This is a genomic window from Bacillus sp. FJAT-27251, from assembly GCF_001273925.1.
Taxonomy (GTDB): Bacteria; Bacillota; Bacilli; order Bacillales; family Cytobacillaceae; genus Mesobacillus_B.
Window position 1 is genome coordinate 2004926 of the sequence record NZ_LIGG01000001.1, and the last position, 19415, is coordinate 2024340.

23 protein-coding genes and 1 tRNA gene are annotated in these 19415 nt (G+C 36.3%); 14 read left to right on the forward strand and 10 right to left on the reverse strand.

What is annotated here, in order from left to right; translation table 11 throughout:
• Nucleotides 1-7: 7 nt before the first annotated feature.
• The 3 genes from ADU22_RS09430 to ADU22_RS09440 form a co-directional block, all read right to left on the reverse strand.
• A complete protein-coding gene (locus ADU22_RS09430) occupies nt 8-433 on the reverse strand; it encodes a GNAT family N-acetyltransferase (protein ID WP_053361925.1) in 426 nt (141 codons plus the stop codon).
• A 6-nt stretch (nt 434-439) separates the two neighbouring features.
• The gene (locus ADU22_RS09435) at nt 440-949 is read right to left on the reverse strand and encodes a YjcG family protein (RefSeq protein ID WP_053361926.1); all 510 of its coding nucleotides are present in this window, start codon (nt 947-949) and stop codon (nt 440-442) included.
• 126 nt (nt 950-1075) lie between these two features.
• On the reverse strand, nt 1076-1804 hold the full coding sequence (locus tag ADU22_RS09440; RefSeq protein WP_197280041.1) for an alpha/beta hydrolase: 729 nt from the start codon (nt 1802-1804) through the stop codon (nt 1076-1078).
• Between the two features lie 216 nt (nt 1805-2020).
• Here ADU22_RS09440 and ADU22_RS09445 point away from each other — a divergent pair, with 216 nt between their 5' ends.
• The 3 genes from ADU22_RS09445 to ADU22_RS09455 all read left to right on the forward strand — a co-directional run bounded on the left by ADU22_RS09445 (nt 2021) and on the right by ADU22_RS09455 (nt 5694).
• On the forward strand, nt 2021-3031 hold the full coding sequence (locus ADU22_RS09445) for a TAXI family TRAP transporter solute-binding subunit (RefSeq protein ID WP_053361928.1): 1011 nt from the start codon (nt 2021-2023) through the stop codon (nt 3029-3031).
• A gap of 184 nt (nt 3032-3215) precedes the next feature.
• A complete protein-coding gene (locus tag ADU22_RS09450; RefSeq protein WP_053361929.1) occupies nt 3216-3749 on the forward strand; it encodes a DUF1850 domain-containing protein in 534 nt (177 codons plus the stop codon).
• Entirely contained in the window at nt 3736-5694 is a 1959-nt protein-coding gene (locus ADU22_RS09455) for a TRAP transporter permease (RefSeq protein ID WP_053361930.1), read from the forward strand. The genes ADU22_RS09450 and ADU22_RS09455 overlap by 14 nt, the downstream gene beginning before the upstream one ends.
• A 31-nt stretch (nt 5695-5725) precedes the next feature.
• Here ADU22_RS09455 and ADU22_RS09460 read toward each other — a convergent pair whose 3' ends face one another.
• Nucleotides 5726-5950 carry a hypothetical protein gene (locus ADU22_RS09460; RefSeq protein WP_053361931.1) on the reverse strand — a complete coding sequence of 75 codons (225 nt, stop codon included), beginning with the start codon at nt 5948-5950 and terminating at the stop codon, nt 5726-5728.
• A gap of 235 nt (nt 5951-6185) precedes the next feature.
• On the opposite strand from ADU22_RS09460, the gene ADU22_RS09465 reads away from it, so the two are divergent.
• Nucleotides 6186-6258: transfer RNA gene (locus tag ADU22_RS09465), tRNA-Val, on the forward strand.
• A gap of 107 nt (nt 6259-6365) precedes the next feature.
• Here ADU22_RS09465 and ADU22_RS09470 read toward each other — a convergent pair.
• Together ADU22_RS09470 and ADU22_RS09475 are read right to left on the reverse strand one after the other, a co-directional pair.
• Nucleotides 6366-7487 carry a tyrosine-type recombinase/integrase gene (locus ADU22_RS09470; RefSeq protein ID WP_053361932.1) on the reverse strand — a complete coding sequence of 374 codons (1122 nt, stop codon included), beginning with the start codon at nt 7485-7487 and terminating at the stop codon, nt 6366-6368.
• Nucleotides 7488-7499: 12 nt separating this feature from the next.
• Nucleotides 7500-8147: a helix-turn-helix domain-containing protein gene (locus ADU22_RS09475; protein WP_053361933.1), complete on the reverse strand. Its 648-nt coding sequence runs from the start codon at nt 8145-8147 to the stop codon at nt 7500-7502.
• Nucleotides 8148-8306: 159 nt separating this feature from the next.
• Here ADU22_RS09475 and ADU22_RS09480 point away from each other — a divergent pair, with 159 nt between their 5' ends.
• From ADU22_RS09480 to ADU22_RS09510, 7 genes are all read left to right on the forward strand, one after another.
• Nucleotides 8307-8492 (forward strand): helix-turn-helix domain-containing protein, encoded by a 186-nt coding sequence (locus tag ADU22_RS09480; RefSeq protein ID WP_053361934.1) that lies wholly within the window; start codon nt 8307-8309, stop codon nt 8490-8492.
• Between the two features lie 38 nt (nt 8493-8530).
• Nucleotides 8531-9349 (forward strand): hypothetical protein, encoded by an 819-nt coding sequence (locus tag ADU22_RS09485; RefSeq protein ID WP_053361935.1) that lies wholly within the window; start codon nt 8531-8533, stop codon nt 9347-9349.
• Between the two features lie 65 nt (nt 9350-9414).
• Complete coding sequence (locus ADU22_RS09490; RefSeq protein ID WP_053361936.1) at nt 9415-10353, forward strand: phage/plasmid replication domain-containing protein; 939 nt, start codon at nt 9415-9417, stop codon at nt 10351-10353.
• 452 nt (nt 10354-10805) lie between these two features.
• A complete protein-coding gene (locus ADU22_RS09495) occupies nt 10806-11432 on the forward strand; it encodes a Cap15 family cyclic dinucleotide receptor domain-containing protein (protein ID WP_053361937.1) in 627 nt (208 codons plus the stop codon).
• On the forward strand, nt 11429-11797 hold the full coding sequence (locus tag ADU22_RS09500) for a mCpol domain-containing protein (protein ID WP_053361938.1): 369 nt from the start codon (nt 11429-11431) through the stop codon (nt 11795-11797). Before ADU22_RS09495 ends, ADU22_RS09500 begins: the two co-directional genes overlap by 4 nt.
• Before the next feature lie 85 nt (nt 11798-11882).
• On the forward strand, nt 11883-12554 hold the full coding sequence (locus ADU22_RS09505; RefSeq protein ID WP_053361939.1) for a YecA family protein: 672 nt from the start codon (nt 11883-11885) through the stop codon (nt 12552-12554).
• A 249-nt stretch (nt 12555-12803) separates the two neighbouring features.
• Complete coding sequence (locus ADU22_RS09510) at nt 12804-13439, forward strand: recombinase family protein (protein WP_053361940.1); 636 nt, start codon at nt 12804-12806, stop codon at nt 13437-13439.
• A 750-nt stretch (nt 13440-14189) separates the two neighbouring features.
• Here ADU22_RS09510 and ADU22_RS09515 read toward each other — a convergent pair.
• Together ADU22_RS09515 and ADU22_RS09520 are read right to left on the reverse strand one after the other, a co-directional pair.
• Nucleotides 14190-14423 carry a hypothetical protein gene (locus ADU22_RS09515; protein ID WP_053361941.1) on the reverse strand — a complete coding sequence of 78 codons (234 nt, stop codon included), beginning with the start codon at nt 14421-14423 and terminating at the stop codon, nt 14190-14192.
• Between the two features lie 46 nt (nt 14424-14469).
• Nucleotides 14470-15411 carry a hypothetical protein gene (locus ADU22_RS09520; RefSeq protein ID WP_053361942.1) on the reverse strand — a complete coding sequence of 314 codons (942 nt, stop codon included), beginning with the start codon at nt 15409-15411 and terminating at the stop codon, nt 14470-14472.
• 278 nt (nt 15412-15689) lie between these two features.
• Here ADU22_RS09520 and ADU22_RS09525 point away from each other — a divergent pair, with 278 nt between their 5' ends.
• From ADU22_RS09525 to ADU22_RS25400, 3 genes are all read left to right on the forward strand, one after another.
• Entirely contained in the window at nt 15690-16559 is an 870-nt protein-coding gene (locus ADU22_RS09525; protein ID WP_053361943.1) for an FxLYD domain-containing protein, read from the forward strand.
• A gap of 137 nt (nt 16560-16696) precedes the next feature.
• Entirely contained in the window at nt 16697-17428 is a 732-nt protein-coding gene (locus tag ADU22_RS24945) for a PD-(D/E)XK nuclease domain-containing protein (RefSeq protein ID WP_053361944.1), read from the forward strand.
• Nucleotides 17429-17597: 169 nt separating this feature from the next.
• Nucleotides 17598-17723: a hypothetical protein gene (locus ADU22_RS25400; RefSeq protein ID WP_286132268.1), complete on the forward strand. Its 126-nt coding sequence runs from the start codon at nt 17598-17600 to the stop codon at nt 17721-17723.
• 95 nt (nt 17724-17818) lie between these two features.
• Here the strand turns inward: ADU22_RS25400 and ADU22_RS09535 are convergent, their stop codons facing one another.
• The gene (locus ADU22_RS09535) at nt 17819-18730 is read right to left on the reverse strand and encodes an MBL fold metallo-hydrolase (RefSeq protein WP_053361945.1); all 912 of its coding nucleotides are present in this window, start codon (nt 18728-18730) and stop codon (nt 17819-17821) included.
• A gap of 166 nt (nt 18731-18896) precedes the next feature.
• Nucleotides 18897-19301 (reverse strand): YidH family protein, encoded by a 405-nt coding sequence (locus ADU22_RS09540; RefSeq protein ID WP_053361946.1) that lies wholly within the window; start codon nt 19299-19301, stop codon nt 18897-18899.
• Nucleotides 19302-19415 lie beyond the last annotated feature (114 nt).

The window sequence follows — 19415 nt, forward strand, 5'->3', positions numbered from 1 at the left end:
AGGGGACCTATTGAATTTTTTTTACCATTGTTTTATGAGGAATGCCGGCATCAAGGAATTCTTCAGAAACCACTTCATAACCGAGCTTCCCGTAAAAAGGAATAGCATGGGTTTGGGCATTCAGCTTCAGCTTTCCAATTCCTTTCTCACGGGCGTAATCTTCAATTTTCTCCATAATGGCCATCCCTGCTCCAGTGCCGCGCTGCTGCTGAAATACACAGATCCGCTCCACTTTGCCATAACCATCGACTACACGGAAGCGGCCTGCGCCACTGGGCTCGCCATTGACATAGAGTACAAAATGAGCGCTTTCCTCTTCATGATGATCAATCTCTTCCTCAACGGGAACATTTTGCTCCCCGACAAAAACTGTTTTCCTGACCGAAAATGCATCGGCCAGTTCTTTTTCATTCTGAACTAGTTTTACTTCCACAGGGCTTTATTCCTTTCCAAGTCGAAATGTTTCGTACACTGTCCAAGAGCCGTTCTCCAATTGGTAAAGAAGATGGATCCGGTCAGCGCTTTCTTCAAAACTTACCTTATTCATTCGCAGTGAACCGTACACATCAGAGTGTTCGTCATCCGATAGATTTTGACCAATTGTAATATGGGGGACAAAATTATAATCCAGTCCACCTTCAAAATTCATTTTGAGTTTTTTATGCAGCCTTTCGAGTTCCTCGGAGGACTGTACCTTCAAATAGATTACATTATTTACGGGTGAAAAAGAACTGAATTTGGAGATATGGAGCTGGACGGGGCTGAACTCCCGGGCAATTTCTCCAATTGTGCCGGCAATATTGCGTATTTCCTCTTCAGTCGCCTCGAATGCCGCCTTAAGTGTGATATGCGGCGGGATTAATGCGTAGTTCGGATCATACCGTTTCCTGAAGGAGTTGGCATAATCCTGAATCTTCTTTGACGGGAACATTACAACACCGAATTTCATAATATTACCTCCAATTTACAAGACTATCTATTTTTAGCATTTCCATTGGCAGACGGCTTTATATTCAGGAGTTTATTTTTAATTATAACAAATTTTCAAACAAGAGAATATCATACAACATACCTGTTATACCGGGAATATTTTTTTTAGGGCTGTTTTCACATCCGGCTGCCAGTGAGTCCAGAAATGCCCTCCCTCAAATTCACTATAATGATACTCCACGTTTTTCTCTTTGAATGTTTTAGAAAGTTCACGGTTTGGAGTTAAAAAATCCTTTGTTTGGTCATCAGTTGTTTTGACTTCTGTTTCTTCACTTCCAACCGTATGGTAAATGTTTAACAGGCATGTATCATCATACTTGCGAACGGCTTCAAGGACAGAGCCGTTTACATAAGGTGACTGCAAGATGACTTTTCCAAAGATGTTTGGATACTCAATGGCTGCCTTCAGTGAAACAGTTGCAGCCAGGGAATCTCCTATTAAAGCGCGGCCCATGCCAATCTGCAATGTAGGGTATTCCCTATCAAGATAAGGAACGAGTTCATGGGCCAAAAAGCGGATATAGGCCTGATGCTGTTCTCCATCCGGGTGGTACTTGCGCCGCCGGTCCTTGACAGATTGATAGGGTACGCCGACAATGATCAAATTCTCAATTTGCTTATTTTTAAGAAGTTCATCAGCCGAACGCCCAATCCTGCCAAACTGAAAATAATCCTTGCCATCCTGGGCTATCAGAACACTGTACTTATAAAGAGGAGAAAAAGAAGCTGGCAGGTAGACAAGCAGTTTCATTTCTTCGTTGAGAGAAAGGCTGTATAGGGTATGCTCGTTGATGGTTCCCCTTTGTGAATTCATAATGGCTGTCCTCCGTCAAGTTAATAAGATTGCAAGTTTTTTACTATTCACAAGAATTTTAACATATAAATATGTTGAAAACTGTTTTTTTAAATGCTTCACTGCCTAAAAGGGGATATAGATGCAGTGAAAATCAATAGTATGAATTGACAAATTTATTAATATGCAGATAAACTATTATAGAGTATCTTTATCTTAAAAAAAGGGGGAAATCAAATGAAAAAACGCAAGTTTCTATTGTTCACCATTTTTATGTTGACGCTTTCTATAGTGTTGGCAGCGTGTGGCGGGGGCAATGAGAACGAAGAAGCTGACTCCGGGGATGGCGGCGAGGGAACAACAGAAGATAAGCCTAAGTTCATGAGTATCCTTACAGGTGGTACTGGTGGTACATACTTCCCGCTTGGCGGAGCTTTCGCCAACATTGTCTCCGATGCAACTGGTATTGACACAAATGCAGAGACTACAGGTGCTTCTGCTGAAAATATGCAAAGTATTAAAGACAAAAAGGGTGAAATTGCTTTCACCCAAACGGACATTGCTTCTTATGCCACAGAAGGCAAGCTGATGTTTGATGGAAACCCAATTGACAATATCCAGGCAATTGGAACCCTTTATCCGGAAACAATCCAAATTGTAACAACTGAAAAGTCTGGCATCAAATCCGTAGAGGACCTGAAAGGCAAAAGGATTTCCATTGGGGCCCCAGGTTCAGGGACTGCAGCCAATGCAGAGCAAATCCTTGAAGTTCACGGCTTGACACTCGATGACATTAAAAAGCAGGACTTGAGTTTTGACGAGTCCGTCAACGGAATCAAGGACGGCAATATCGATGCTGCGTTTGTTACAGCAGGAACACCAACGGCTGCTGTCGAAGAGCTTTCTGCCACAGAGACAGTCGTCATTGTTCCGGTTGAGGCTGACAAAGCCGATGAGCTGATCGAAAAGTATCCATATTATACAAAGGATGAGGTGCCATCCGGAGCGTATAAGCTTGGTTCAGCGGTTCCTACAGTAGCTGTCCAGGCGATGCTTGTTGTGGAATCCGGACTTTCCGAGCAGGTTGTCTATGATATCACAAAATCGATCTTTGAGAATCTTGACAAGGTTCAGCATGCCAAAGCCAAGCAAATCAATCCCGAAAATGCCCTTAATGGTGTTGGAATTGATGTGCATCCAGGAGCACAGAAGTATTTCGATGAAAAAGGAATTAAGCCTGCACAGTAATGATTGAATCATGGCCGGACATGGTCCTATAGAGGGGCTGTGTTCGGTCAATTCATCTTTTGGAGCAAATATTCACAGCGCCGGCGGAAACCGGGAGGATGGACCGATATGACGGTCTATTTTTACTGTKAACTTTTCATCTTCCACCCGAAAGAAAGGCAAGGCAGGAAAAACAAGGAGTCGTATGATTTCAATTAAGAATAAAAGCAAATTCTTCGTTCTGTTGCTCCTCATTGTTTTATTGTCAACTTTCTCTTTTTTCATTCCTTATAGACAAGCTCTTGTTTTCCAACCGTTGGAACAAGATGATCTACTCCTTTATGTGCCGGCGGAAACAGGAGATACATTTAAAATCAAATATTTGCATTCCATCCATTTAACCAATGTCATCGAGAGTTATCGAGTGACAGAGCAGGGGCAAATTCGCCAATATGAGCTGGAATATGAGGATTTTGCCATCGGGATGCCTTCAGGGGCATCAGAAGGTGAGCTCTTTGAAATGAAGGATGGAAAATACTTTTTGAAAAATATGAATAGGGAGTTTGAGTCCTTTGTCCTGCGGGTAGGCAAGGTGAGGGCCAATCACACCCTCGTTTATAAAAATAAGCATTATCCGCTGTCAGAGGTCGTTGAACCGGGTACACGGCTCAAAATACAAGTAGAAAAATTAAGTATTATACAACAAATGGAAGGAGTGAATATCCTTGACGAAAAATGACGGCACGCTTTCTCAAGAACAACAGCAGGAGCTTTTGGAAAAATTTGATCCGGAAGCCGCAACTAGGAAGTTGGAAGGAACAATGGGCTGGATCGTTTTCTTCGGCCTTCTTGCCTTTTCGCTTTTCCAACTCTACACAGCCGTTTTTGGCGTGCTCACTGCGCAATTGCAGCGTTCCATTCACCTAGGGTTTGCGCTCGCTCTTATTTTCCTGTTATTTCCGGCAACCAAAAAGAACCTGAGGAAAAAGAAGGTTGCCTGGTATGACCTGCTCCTTGCTCTGCTTGCGGTAGGAATAGGGGCCTACTGGCCGATGATGATTGACGAGCTTGTCAACCGGGTGGGCCGCCTTACCGACATGGATTTCTATGTTGGACTGGCCGCAATCTTGCTTGTGCTCGAAGCGACCAGAAGAACAGTCGGGCTCCCGATTACGATTATTGCTTCACTGTTCCTGGTTTATGCTCTTTATGGGCCTTACATGCCTGGGTTCCTTGCCCATCGCGGGCTTGACCTGGATACATTGGTACAGACCATGTTCTTCACTACTGAGGGAATACTAGGTACACCACTGGGAGTTTCCGCGACATTTATCTTCCTGTTTCTGCTATTCGGTGCTTTTCTCGTTAAAACAGGGGTGGGGCAATATTTCAATGACCTAGCTGTTTCGATTGCGGGCAAAAGAACAGGTGGACCAGCAAAAGTGGCGATTTTCTCAAGTGCCCTGCAAGGTACCATCAGCGGAAGCTCGGTTGCAAATGTTGTAACTTCAGGTTCCTTTACGATACCGATGATGAAAAAACTTGGCTACCGCAAAGAATTTGCCGGCGGGGTTGAAGCCGCTGCTTCGACGGGCGGACAACTGATGCCGCCAATCATGGGAGCCGCAGCTTTCCTGATGGTTGAGTTCATCGGCGGCGGGATTACCTACTGGGATATCGCCAAAGCAGCGACGATTCCAGCGCTTCTTTATTTTACAGGCATATGGATCATGACTCACTTTGAAGCAAAACGTCTGGGGCTTCGCGGCCTAACGGATGAGGAAATGCCGGATAGAAAAGAAGTGTTGAGCAAGATTTACCTTCTTATGCCAATCCTGATTGTTATCATCCTGATGGTAAGCGGCATGAGCATCATGCGTGCGGCGCTATGGTCGATCCTCTCCACGATTGTCGTTAGTGCCATTCGCAAGGAAACAAGGATTAGCTTTAAGGATGCCATCAACGCACTTGTTGATGGAGCAAGGACGGCTCTGGGCGTTGCAGCAGCAACTGCCGCGGCAGGCATTATTGTTGGGGTTGTCACGAAGACAGGCCTTGGGCTGAAACTTGCCAATGGATTGCTGGATCTTTCGGGTGGCTTGTTAATTCCAACCTTGATGCTGACAATGGTTGCAGCGCTGATCTTGGGAATGGGGTCTCCTACAACAGCAAACTATGTTATCACTTCAACAATTGCGGCTCCGGCTGTTATTTTGCTGGGGGTTCCTGATTTGTCTGCGCATTTGTTTGTGTTCTATTTTGGTATCATTGCGGATATTACGCCTCCGGTCGCACTGGCTGCATTTGCAGCGGCAGGAGTCTCTGGTGGAGAGCCAATCCGGACTGGGGTAAACTCAGCCAAACTGGCTATAGCGGCTTTCATTATTCCGTATATGTTCGTACTGTCACCAGAATTGCTGATGATTGACACAACATGGTATTACCTCATTTGGGTAGTGTTCACTGCCATCTGTGGAATGCTGGCGATTGGAGCAGGAATCATAGGTTTCTGGCTCCGTAAATTGCATTGGTATGAAAGGGTAATGGGGCTGGTTGGCGGCCTTATGCTGATTTATCCGGAAGGAATGACAGATACAATCGGCCTTGGAATCTTTATTCTGCTTGTTGTCCTGCAAGTAGTATTTAGGGGAAAGGATTCCGCTAAGCCACAGCCTGCACGATAACGGAGAGAAGTCCTTTAGAGGGCTTCTTTTTTTATCCTGATTTCTGCCACCGCTTCTTATCAGCTGGGAATACGGATAAAATGTTATCTGTGTTAAAAAGCCTGGTTTGGTTGCGGAGGAAGCAGTGTGCCCTTAACATGTTGCCTTCCATTTCACGAGGAAGCACTTTTCTTTGCGTAATCTTGCTCCTGGCATCCAAATAGATTAATTGAACCGGCTGATTGGCCTCCAGTGCTCTTTGCAGGACTCCATTCACTTTCCATTCCTCCTTTTTCGTATGCCCTTAATCTCATTATACCCGAACATTCGTTCTTTATTCAACAAAATAGAATATATGTTCTGTTTTTTTTTGTCCCTTATGCTGAATAAACAAAAGGGGAGCTGGTGCGTGAATGGAAATTCAGAAATAAAATAAATTTAATATAGAATGTTGACTTTTGCATGAAAACATTATATATTTATATATGTCCTCACCGGGAATTATAAATTATGATTCCGTAGCTCAGCCGGGAGAGCGCTACCTTGACAGGGTAGAGGTCGCTGGTTCGATCCCAGTCGGAATCATCAGTAAAGACGCTACTTTTAATAGTAGCGTCTTTTTTGTTTCCATAAAAGGTAACGGAAAAGTAACGGATTTCTTTTTATCTAAACAAGTAACTTAGAGCCTCTTTTTAAAGAGTTAGCATATCATCCAATTTTTTTACTGCTTCTTTTTGCATTGTTGGTAGGACGTGTGAATAAGTATCTAGTGTAATTTTAATTGAGGAATGACCAAGGCGCTCAGATATTACTTTTACGTTAACACCTACTGACAGAAGGAGGGTAGCATGAGTATGACGTAAATCATGTAATCTTATTTTTGATACTTCCGCTTCCTTAATAAGTTGGTTAAAAACTCTATTTCTTAAATTGGAAGAATGAACGGGAGTTCCAATTTGGGTACAAATTACAAGATCGTGGTTTACATAGTCTTTTCCTAGTGCTAATTTTTCTTGCTGAATCAGTACTTTATGTGCTTTAAGAATTTTTACGGTCGATTCAGATAAATCCATGGTTCTATTACTGGCCTTTGTCTTTGCGCCAGCTATAAATTCTTTCCCATCTTGAGTTAAGGTTTGATTAATTGTAAGCAGCATATTTTCCAAATCTATATCCTTCCACCTTAAGGCTAAAATTTCACCTTTCCTCATTCCTGTCATCAAGGCTAAATAAAAGAATGGGTAATACCTACTCCCTTTTGCAACCTTTAGGAACTTATTGACCTCTTCTTGATTCCATACTTTCATTTCATTTTTAATCTCTTTTGGAAGTGTAGCCTTTTTTGCTACATTTTTATTTATCATTTCAATATCTATCCCAAATTCTAAAGAATTTTTAATTATATTTACTGCTTTTTTAATAGTTGCGGGGGAGTACTTTCTTTGGTTCATTTCGTTTATGAAATTATTTATATGAATGGTTTTAAGTTGAGACAAGGGAATGTGACCCAGTGAAGGGATTATGTACTTATATAAATAATTTTTGTGAACACTTTTAGTTTGTGTTCCAAGACTAATTTGTTTAGTCTTGAACCATTCTTCAAGGAACTCACTAAAGAGTATCCTTGAAGGTTCAATGTATGTTCCTTTATTTATGTCGTTGAGTGCTTCGATTAAGAAGGTATTTGCCTCTTTTTTTGTTTTAAATCCCATTTTCTTTTTCTGTTTGCGTTTTCCATTATTCCCGACTTCAAGCATTACCATATATCTTGTTTCGCCTTTTTTAGTTTGGTATTTATGAATTGATCCAGCCATATTCCTTCCTCCTTAATAAGTAGGTGGTTCACCAAAACCTCCATTAAAATCCCAAGAATATTTATACTCTTCCTTAATTGTTTCAATAATTCTCTTTTTACTTTCATCACTAAATTTTGAAATGTCTCTTTTGAACAGATTTGTAAAGAAGTTATAATCTTCTCTGCTCTTACTCATTGATAATACTGCACTGTGTAAATTGTTAATTACATCTGTGAATGTGTCTAGATTTTTATCAATGAAGAAAGACAATTCATTTCTAATTTGATCATTTTTTTTGTGCAATTCCTTTTCTTCATTTTCAAGCCACTCAAGTTGAAGTTCATACTGCTCAATTTGTCTTTGTAAAAGATACTCTTGATAATCAGGATCTTGGGCGTTTACAGCCTCCTGTTCTGCCCATGCTGCCTCTGCTTCAAGTCTTTCCGGAGAATAGATATGGTAGTTAGCATATAACAACTCATCTATAGACCCCTCTCTGTATCCTAGATGCTTCATTATTTCTAATAAAGTTTTATAATCAGGGTTTTTAATTAAACCTCGTTCCAATTGGGAAATGTATGTTTCTGCCTTCCCAACCAACCTAGACAATTCTCTTGAACCTATCCCCTTTTTTGTTCTTAAATTTTTTATGTCTAATCCTAAATTTGGGTCACTCATATATATCCTCCAATAATTCGTTGTAGTATGAAGTAATGTTATCATACTTCATTATTTGTAGCAAGTGTAAATCAGTTTACATTATTTTTGAAAATATCTATTTACATGCTACATGCTCCGTGCTACAATTTCATCATCAGATAGAAAAGGGGGGGAGTAATGACAGATAACAAATGGTTACTAGACAAGCCGATTTTAGACGTTAAAGATATACAAGTATACTTAGGTATTGGAAGAGGGCAAGCGTTTAATTTGGCTAATTCAGGAGCATTTCATGTAGTACGCATCGGTAGAAGAATTAAGATTCCTACAAGTGCCTTTTTAACTTGGCTTAATGGTGCTTAATAGGAATACATAAATAATAATTTAAAGGGTGAGTATAAATGAACAAGGTAAAAGAAAAAAAGAAATGTGTCATATGTAACTTAGAAAAAAAGATTGAAGAATTTTACTTAGGTCATGGCAAATGTAAAAAATGCCATTCCAAAAAAGTACAGTTTAACAAAGGTCTGGATTCTATGAGAACTATTAATAAGTTATTAGATTTGAAGATCATAAAAAGAAATGAGGTAACAGCGGCAAGAACATTACTTATTTCTTGTGAAAGTAGAATTAATGCTTGTAAATACAATATAGGAATATATAAAGATATAGATTGTAAATGGTCTTCCCCACAATTTTTTATGGTAGATATTATTCAAAAATTGCCAAACGTTTGGCATGAGTGGAAAATCCAAAATGTAATATATGAAGAAACTAAAAATGATTCAGATAGACCAACAATAGACAGAATAGATGAGTTCGGTGACTACACTCTTACAAATATTCAAATGCTTTCTAAGCATAATAATTCTAAAAAAGCACGCTCCAAGCCGTGTAGAGTTCTTATTATACATAATAAAAAAATACAAGGGGTCTTTGAATTTAAAAGCAAGAAAGACTTGTACAAGGATTTAGTAAAGGCTGGTATTCCTATTAATACAACACAGATTAAATTTGATACTGGGATTATTCAAGAAGTTGGAAATGGTTATTCTATATTACTCCAAGCGAAAGATGGAGAAATAGCACGCACTGACGAACGATTTTATAAAGTGATAATCAATCATAGAAGAGAACTGATTGAAGAAGATACAGGAAAAGTAATAGAAGTTTTAGGGTATTGGCAATATGAATTCGAAGCTGGAACAATAACAATTTAGTTTCTTATAACATATGAAATTAAATCCCATTTTTGTGATTTTAATACCGAAAGGATTGATTACTATTGTTTGACAAAGTTGATATGGCTACAAATATTTATATTAAAGGTGCAGAATTTGAAGAAATGCTTAAAGACGAGTTGTATCAAATTAAAAAGTTTACAAATATAGATAATGATACTGGAGAAATTTACAATACATATATTGTTTTTGATAAGAAAATACCATACATAAAATATAACGATAGAAGTAAACGCCTTTTTATTAGTTTATCTATTCCAAAATTAATTTATGGTAATAACATAAAAGAGATTGACGAGCATGACATAAAGGATTTTTTTATAATCATACATAACAGATTAAATGAATTATTTGGAGTATGTATTGAGTCAACAGAATGGAAGATCTGTGAGGTAGAGGTTTCAAAAAATTTTTATCTAGACAGCCATCAACAAGTTACCGAATACATAAATAAACTTTCTAATATAAAGTTACCAAGAAAAACTACTATAAAATATAATACGGAATCGGTGTATTTTAAAAACAAAAGTCAAATTATAAAGTTTTATGATAAACTCCATCAATTGAAAAAGGAAACAGACATTACAGCAAGCTGTTTAAAACAAGCGGAAAATATATTGCGTTTTGAAGTCCAGACAAAAAGTTATAGATTGAGGGAGTTTTCAGCAGAGCGGAAAGCGATTGATCTTTTATCAAAAAAATTTTTTGACTCAGTGACCTCAGGAGTCATTGAAATTATAAACAATAAAATAACCCTAGAGGATAAAAACTTAATTACTCCGATAATATTCGATAGTGGGCTAACTAAAGCACAGATAGAATCATCAGTTGCTATCATGATTTTTACTAATGAACTGGGGGAATCAGCCATTAAAGATGTCTATTCAACTACAACATTAAATAGAAAACAGGGGTATCTAAAAAATTTAATTCATTTTGTACAACAACAACAGCAGATAGAGAAAAAACTCTTCTTAAAATAACTTTAAAGTTAAAGTTTAAAATTTATAATACATATCATGATTTGTCGGCTTAAGAGCCGATTTTTTTTATTCCCATTTAATTAATTAGAGCTTAAATGTCATATTATCCGACACCAATGTTAATATTACGATACCATTTGTGAAAAATGCCCAATAACCGCTATATAACAACGTTTTATCGTCTTTTTAACTAAATATACGATATCAATATAAATTTTTAAAAACCAGTGTTTACAAGGGGTTGTAATACTTTTTTGGCCCTTTTAATTTTGTGACGATACCATTACGATACACATTTTTTTAGGAAGGAAGGCGGTGGAATTATATAGAAAATCAACTTTGATAGATTTAGAAATACAATGAAAAACAGGAACAAATATCAATTGTAAGATGTTATATTAATAGTGGGAGTGCTGGAAAGTTATTGTAAACATAAAAAAAGGAGCAAATTAATGAAAGGTGAAGAATCACAAAGAATTGTTATTATTACATTTTGCATAAGTCTGTTGTTTGTACTTGTTCAAGTGCTAATAGGGAGTGAACTGTTATCGTTTAGTGGAATTAAAGCAGCTTTTTCTGCAACACTTGTTCTATCAGCATGGTGGTGGTTTTATTTTAATTATGGCTGGAAGATTAAATTGTTTAATCTAATCCTATATAAAGAAAATATTAACGGGACTTGGTTTGGGAATTACGAGTCCAAGGATTTAGAAAAGGGTACAATTTATAAAGGTGAAATTTGCTTAGTAATAAAGCAGAATTTCTTAAACATTAAAATTACATCAATTACAAATAGGTTCAAATCTTATTCTTATAGCGAAGAACTTAATTGTAAAGACGAAAAGAAACAATTGATTTATGTATATTCTCAGGATGAAATTAGTTCAGATGATCACAATATAAGAAAAGGAACTTCTGAGTTAGAGCTGACAAAATTTGAGGGAAAATCAGAATTATATGGAAAGTTTTGGACGAATACTGGTACTATTGGTTCTTTAACTTTTACCCAAATTTCTAACAAGCATATTATGTTTTTTGATAAAGCAAAAAAAATATTTGAGGAGAGTGAAGTTAAATGATGTTTGCATATATTGATGGAGACGATATCGGTTTAAAAATAGAAAATAGTTTTATGGAAAACGATGAAATCCGTTTAAGAGATATTAATGAGTCAGTAAAAGATGCCGTGAAAAAAGTTCAAATTGAATTGGAATCAAAGAAATATAAAATAATATTCGCTGGCGCTGATGGAATTATATGTAAAAGAGAAGAGATAAATATTAAAGAATTATTAGATTATTTGAGAGGAGCGACCAAAGAGCTTACTTTTTCCATTGGTGTTGGTATGAGTTTAAGAGATGCATTTTTAGCTTTAAGATATGCAAAATCTAGCGGAAAAGATATAGCAGCCATGTACCAGGAGAATTTTACACTATACAACTAAGTAAAGATTATTTTGAAGTAAACTTAAAAAAGAATAAATTAAAGAGGCCATTAGTATACAAGGAATCCTGAGGAGGAAGTTATAAATGTATGAGCGCAATGCTCCTTGTCCTTGTGGCAGTGGTAAAAAATATAAGAAATGTTGCCTGAACAAAGTTTCTAATCCTGTTGACATTTGGAAGCAACGTGCCATCCAATTAAGTGCAGATTTAGATAATTCCAATGCTATAGCCAATACGTTTTTTAAAGTATTTGAACACTCATTAAAAAAAGGTTGGCGTGGTGCATGTCATGCATTGTCAGGCATTCTTTATGTTTTACTTCACGAACAAGGGATCAAAGGACAAATAAATATTGGTTTTGTAAAATCACCAAAAGTTCCATTCTTATTTTCTCATTCTTGGGTAGAAATAGATGGAAAAGTATATGACTTAGGTTTGTATCGTTCCAATGCTTCAATTTACTCAGGTAAGTTATATGAAGAATTATCTTCACCAATTTTTAAAGGGATTAATTTAGAAGAAAATATTGAAACACCTATTGAATATGGTCTGAAATCCAATAGGGAAGGAACAGACAGTAATCTTAATGCTATCCTAAAAATGACATTAGGGGAGTATATGGATGGATGGAAATTTCACAAAGAAGGTCTTTGGGGAGAAATAATAGAGATTGCTAGTCAATTGGAAATTAATTTATGTAAAGATGAATTAAAAACTAAATATAATAATGTAAAGTTCAACCTTCAAAAATCATGAGAAAGTCAAACTTTGACTCAATTTATTATTTACGACCGTAACATGACGGTCTTTTTTTATTTACCATTTTTAAAAATATTGTAGTAATGTGTTTATAAAGGTATACCTTTAAAGGCTTAGAAATATAGTACTTTTTAGCGGTTGTAAAGGTAGTTAAATTATTTTGAAAACGTTTATAAAATATTATATACATTTATAAACTAATGCTATATAATTAATGAAACAACAAAATAATTGGGAGTGGTGAAATTGGCAAGAAGTAAAACTTTCGCTTATATTCGAGTAAGTAGTAAGGATCAAAACGAAGCCCGTCAACTAAAAGAAATGTTAGAATTAGGAATAGAGGAAAGAGATATTTTTATCGATAAAGAGAGCGGAAAAGACTTCAACAGACCACAATATCAAACATTAAAAGCACGGTTGCGGGAAGGAGATTTACTTTATATAAAATCTATAGACCGTTTCGGGAGAAATTCAAAAGAGATCATGAAGGAATGGCAGGAAATAACTCAAGATATTATAGCTGATATAAAAGTTTTAGATATGCCCTTATTAGATACCACACAATATAAAGACCAATTAGGAACGTTTGTAAGTGATTTAGTATTACAAGTATTAGCTTTTGTAAGTGAAAGAGAGCGAGATAATATTAAGATAAGGCAAGCGGAAGGAATAGCTGTTGCGAAGGCAAAGGGGAAACATTTAGGTAGACCGCAATTAAATTTACAAACCCTTTCAAAAACCACTAAACAGATTTTAGAAAAGCATTATCAACAATGGAAAAATAAAGAAATAAGCGGTGTAGAATTTGCTGATATGCTCCACCTTAAAAAGAACAGTTTTTATAAAATTATTAAGGAATATGAAGCAAAAGGAATAAAGTAGAGTTACCTTTTCTCTCTTTGTTCTCTCTATTAGGCTGCTTTAGGATATATTCCTGTTCTATATTGACCGTAGTAGGAAGGTGAATGTGTCCCACATTATTGTATCCGTTCTAACCTGATCCTCGAATAAAATGTCAATTTTAAATGGTAAATTATTCTTCTAATGCTGGTAAAGAATTATAATATTCATGACTCGTATCTTCTTTTTCGTGTATTACCGTACTTCCTTTATCTTTATATTCATCTAAGGAAACAAGCAAAAATCTCTATGGGATGAATTACTTTTTTCTAAGCCTTTATATTTTGCTATTAATAATCTGGAATTTGCACCTTCAAAGTCTTTCTAATATACTCCAATAAATTGACCAACTACCTACATAAAAAGTTAAAATATCTTTTTATTGGTACTTTTTGGAAATTTTTCTTCGAATATGAAGTGAAAGCCATTCTGAGTCAATAAATCACAAACTCTTTCTTGCGAAAAATTCATAATCTCCCCTTTTAAGCTAGATAATAAGAAACTGAAGGTAGTTTTCTTAGATTTTTCGAGAACATGAAGATTCATCCAAATTGGCCATACGAGCGTAACCGGGGGTATTTTACAACCATAGGGCTATTTTCCACTTGCTGCACAGAACAGAGCACTATAAGGCTGTTCCCCTACCTATTTTTTTGGATAGATAATGTCAATATTTTAGGATATCTAAAAAAAAGCCCTTGGTATGAAGGGCTTATTAAATTGTATTAAATTTTACATATAGCCTCTTTTTAAGGCTTCGTCTTTATCATACATTTCTGAAACATACGCACCTCTAACCCCTGGTTTATTAGCGAGTTGATTTGCCTTATCAATTGGGACAGCTTCAACTCTTTTATAGTCATCTTTCGGGGTATAATATGTAACCTGTACATGGGTTATTTCGATTTCCTTACCTAACCAATTAGTATATTTTCGATCAATATCACCCGTAATATCGTGAGGCATCTATTAGACTCCTTTAACTTCAAATTTATATATTTAAAGAATTCAATTATAAATAGATACTTTCATTTAAAAAATGTTCCTTTTTGATTTCTCTAATAATATCGTAATTCATTTTAGTTGCATTAACATTGTCTACAAATACTGGTTTTTTAGTTTTTAAATATGTATGATATCCGTGAAGTAAAAACGTAAAATATTGATTTAATTCAGAGTTTGAGGGTTCACAACCAACATAACCATTCCCCGCCATAAAAGCTTCTAATTGTACTGCGATTTTTTCCCTATTTACTTTAACCTGGCTAAAAGGCATCAATTGTACCTTACGGTCAGATGTTATTACTAGCGAGTTATGATAATCATCATTCCCTTTAGAAATTAAATCATTAATTATTGAATGGTTTAAAAATGATAATTGATTAAAGGGGGGGATTTCTTTAGAAAGAAAATCTATCGATTGAATAATTCTATAATCACCTTTAGGTTCATTATTTAAATAATGGATGAAAATTGATCTTTCTGAATCATCAAGGAACAACTGCTTACATCCTAAGAAATTCCTTGACCATCTTACTCCTCCATTATCAAAATAATTTCTTATCTCTTCAGAAAAGACCTCTTCTGATGCAAGAGAGCATGTAATGAATATTGTAGAATGTTGTAATACATTTAAAAGGTTCCCAATTTTTTGAACATGTTCTTCATTAATGCTCTTCTTATCTAGTAATCCGTCTATTACCACTAAATCTAAATTAGTGATTTTACTGAAACTTATTTCGTCATTTATTATTTGATTAATATGAATATATTTTGTTTTTCTATTTTGAGAATTCAAGATGGTTAAAACATCTTGAGCTAACCTTGTTCTAGTTTCAGGATCTTTGCCAAATAGTATTAATCTTGAGCGAAAAGTATCAAAATCCACTACTAAATTTTCAAGATAATTAATTGCTCTTTGGTTTAATTCAGTTTTATTAACGCCCAAAAACACAAATACCCACCCCTTTATTTTCCATATTTTTATTTTCACTTAATTTTACCATCGATATAGAGGAAGTGACTATCAAAAGATAAATTTTGTTTTTCTTTATGTTTAAAGAACAATCATTTTCACAATATATGAGGAATAGGATATTTATGTAATATTTAAGGTTTAGATTCGAAAGACATTCTTATGTTTCGGAAAAAATCTATATAAAGAACAAAGATGTTCTTTATATAGATATAATGTGGTAAAATTTAGATTAATAATGAAAGAGGGGGGATCTTATGACAGAGCTTGTTTCAGAAAAAAAGGTTAGCTATAAGACGCAAATAATTGTATATTGTGTTATTATTTTAGTTTTAGTTAGTGGTTTTTTATTGTGGTATTTTTACATTCGGTTAGATAAATCCAAATTAGATAGCTTAGAATTAAAGATTAGCGATAATGGTGAAGTAAGTAAGTACATACTCTTTCCGAATTTTAGTGCCGACGAATCAAGAGAAGTAGTTAAATATAAAGGCCTTGCAAGTTACCCCTACCAGCTCTTAGGGTCATATGGTGAAGATTTTGAGAAGTTAACGAATGAAAAAAAACATCAGGTATTTCTGAAAATAATAGACATTATTGAAGGAGAAGGAAGTATAACTGAAGATATTAGTTGTGGATACAACAAATTTTGTAGTATTGATGAAATAGTTATATTTAATAAAAATGCCAATACATCTGAATCATATACTTATAGTTTGCTAAATGAAGAAATAGTTTACAGTTATCATGATGAGAATAGTAGGTTTAAACAGGAAACAATTGAAATAGGAGAAAAAACTAACAGTGAAGAAACAAGTCTAAGTACAACTACTAATCCAAATAGCCCTAATATAGAAATTGTAGAAAAGGCTGGCAATATTGATGGGGAATATATTCATATAACTGGTGCAGTGAGAAATAACAGCAAAGAAAAATTTTCCTTTATTGAGGTTAAGGTTACATACACTGATGATAATGGTAATATTTTGGATACAAACAGGACTTATGTAAATAGTAATGATTTATTATTACCAAATGAACGTAAAAGCTTTGAAGTAATGACAAAAATGGTAGGAGAAAAGTACACTAAGTATAAAGTGGAAATTGCTGATTATCAAATAAATTGAATGTATGAGTCGCAAAAAGCCACTTATTTTTAATGTTTATATCCCTTTACTAAAGTGATAGGCGTTTGATGTGCTTTATACTCCATAATATGGTATTTTTATGCTAGAGTAATAACCGACTGCTAAGGAGCTTGTATATGAATATTTCAGAACTTATTACTATGGGAGAACAAGTAGCAAGAGAGAGTCATAAACCAAGTGCCCGTGGTGGGTACTACATTGGAGAAAAATACCAGAATTGGCTTGCTCTTGCCATGCGATTCGTGGAATCCAATTTCCCCGGCGACCCTGATACATTGCGATTTCGAAAGATAGCTGAAAATGCAAATGGTTTTGGAGATGATAAATATCATCCTCTTATATCAATTCTTAAGGCGTTCGAACAGAACCCACCTGTACCACAAAAAGTCGATATTATGCCTATTATTGCTAATTTATGCAATAATTTTAACAAGTTTGATGTTAACATAAAACGTCGACACGGCAACCGTCCAACAATAACAATCAATGATGAGTATGACGTGCAAGATGCATTATTGGCGATATTAAAACTGTTTGTGAATGACATTAGACCTGAGGATTATGTACCAAGTTATGCTGGCGGTAATTCAAGGGTAGATTTTCTCTTACCTCAACATGGAGTGGTCATTGAGACGAAAATGACACATAAAGGTTTATCCGATAAGCAAATTGGTGAACAATTGATAATCGACTTTGAAAGGTATAAACAACACCCKGGTTATAATCATTTAGTTTGTTTTGTGTATGACAAGGGTTCGCATATAGTAAATCCTTACGGACTCATTAACGATCTTGAACAATTAAGTGATCAAAATATGCGTATAACCGTATTTATATCCCCGCAATGAAATCATTATTATCCCAGCATTACCGGCATAACATATGAGATTTTATTTGTTTTTTTAAATAAATTAAACACTAAAAAAAAGTAACTATAAGGTAACGGATTTGAAATAACGGTAAGAAATTAATGATGACAACAAGATATTAAACATTGATTTAAAGGTATTTAAGAGGATGTGCAAATACATAAAAATACCTTATATTGACCTTGACAGGGTAGAGGTCGCTGGTTCGATCCCAGTCGGAATCATCAAACGCCGTCCAACACTGGACGGCATTTTTTATGTGAAGACAGCTTAAGCAGCCTGCCAGAACAAAAAAATATCGCCACCCACCTGGCCAGGTAGGCCTAGGAGGGCTGGACGATCTTTTTGTTATTTATCTGAGGATCATATTCAAGGAGTAATCGCTAGACCATCTTCAGCTACKATAATCTCTCCTTGGAAATTAACGTCGGAAAATGATTTATTGACGATGTCATTATCTTCTTTCCCCAGCCCTAGATGAGTCAAAACGACTTTCTTGGCTCCTGCATCGGCTGCCATCTTTGCTAGTGCTTCGGGAGTCGCATGGGATCCTTTTAAGCCTTCTCTCAGATTTTCAGCGCCTTGTTCGGAAAGGGCTGAAAAATCAGTGGTCATCATTCCGTCAATCACCAGAATGTTAACGCCTTTTGCAAACGGTGCAAAATCTTCGGTATAGTCCAAATCCCCTGAGACGACGACACTCTGGCCGTCTGCCTCAAAACGGTATGCATAAGTTGGAGCCGTATGTGGAACAGGGATTGCCGTAATTTGGACGCCATCAAGCTCAAAGCTATACTGATCTTCCGTAAAATCCATGATGTTTACATTTGTCAGCGCCCCGTCTTTCGCCGTGCCTAAACGGGCCCGGTAAGACAGGTCATCTTTGAAAAAGTCAACGGTCGTATCATACAGTTCCTGGACTCGCGGCCCGGCTAGATTGAGGGATCTTCTACCATTGGATCCTTGCCACCCATCTATGAAGAAAGTCCAGAAATCTCCGTTGTGGTCAACATGTTGATGGGTAAACAACATATTGGTAATGTATTCGACAGGAAGACCGATTTCCGTCAGGGTACTTGTTGTACTGGCACCGCAGTCCACCAAGAAATACTTGTCTTTAAACTGTACAAGCGTGCTTGGTGCATTGCGGCCGACTTCCGTTTTGGGACTGCCTGATCCGACTGTCACGACGCGAAAGCCATCCGGGACTGTTTCAAATATAGAAGGACTTTCTGTATGAAGTCCGGCAGATAAAAATTGATTGTCTTTTTTGTCTTTCATTTTATCAACCTCTTTCTTTTTTCTACTATGTAGATATGCTACCCATGGTCTGCCTTCCTTTAAACAATCCTCCATTCGAATATGCAGTAAGGCTATATAAGTATCTCTTGCTGGAAATTAGAGCAAACGTTTGTCCATATACTCGTAAACAACGGTGTTCAATTCCTCACTGTATGCTCTCCTCAACATGCATAAATTGAATTAAAATATAGACAATAGCAACGAGAACTACGAAAAGTAAAGCCAGTGACGCCGCTATGATGGACACATGGGAAGAATGAAAGCGTTGCGCCTGAATTTGTTTTCGTTTTCTCGAATATTGGACAGCTGCATTTATAATGACACCAAAACCAGCCACGCTGGATACGATAGTAAGCAGCACAGCCAGAAAGTCAACTACCCGATGGCTTTGCCCAATGGTTAAATGGAAAGAAACGATTACAAAGCCAATTCCTGTGACGTTTATCGCGGTCCGTACCCAAGCTAAATACGTGCGTTCATTGGCCAAATGCTGCTGAGCAAACTCCAGTTGGTTTTTCTCTCGTTCTTTTCCTTGATTTTCAGTTCCCATACATATTAAACCACCTAACTAAGAAGTATTTCATATTTTGCTGTTTATAACCCTTGATTCCCAGTCGGAACCATCATAAAACAAAAAGAGCGCTGTATCCAAGGATACCCGCTC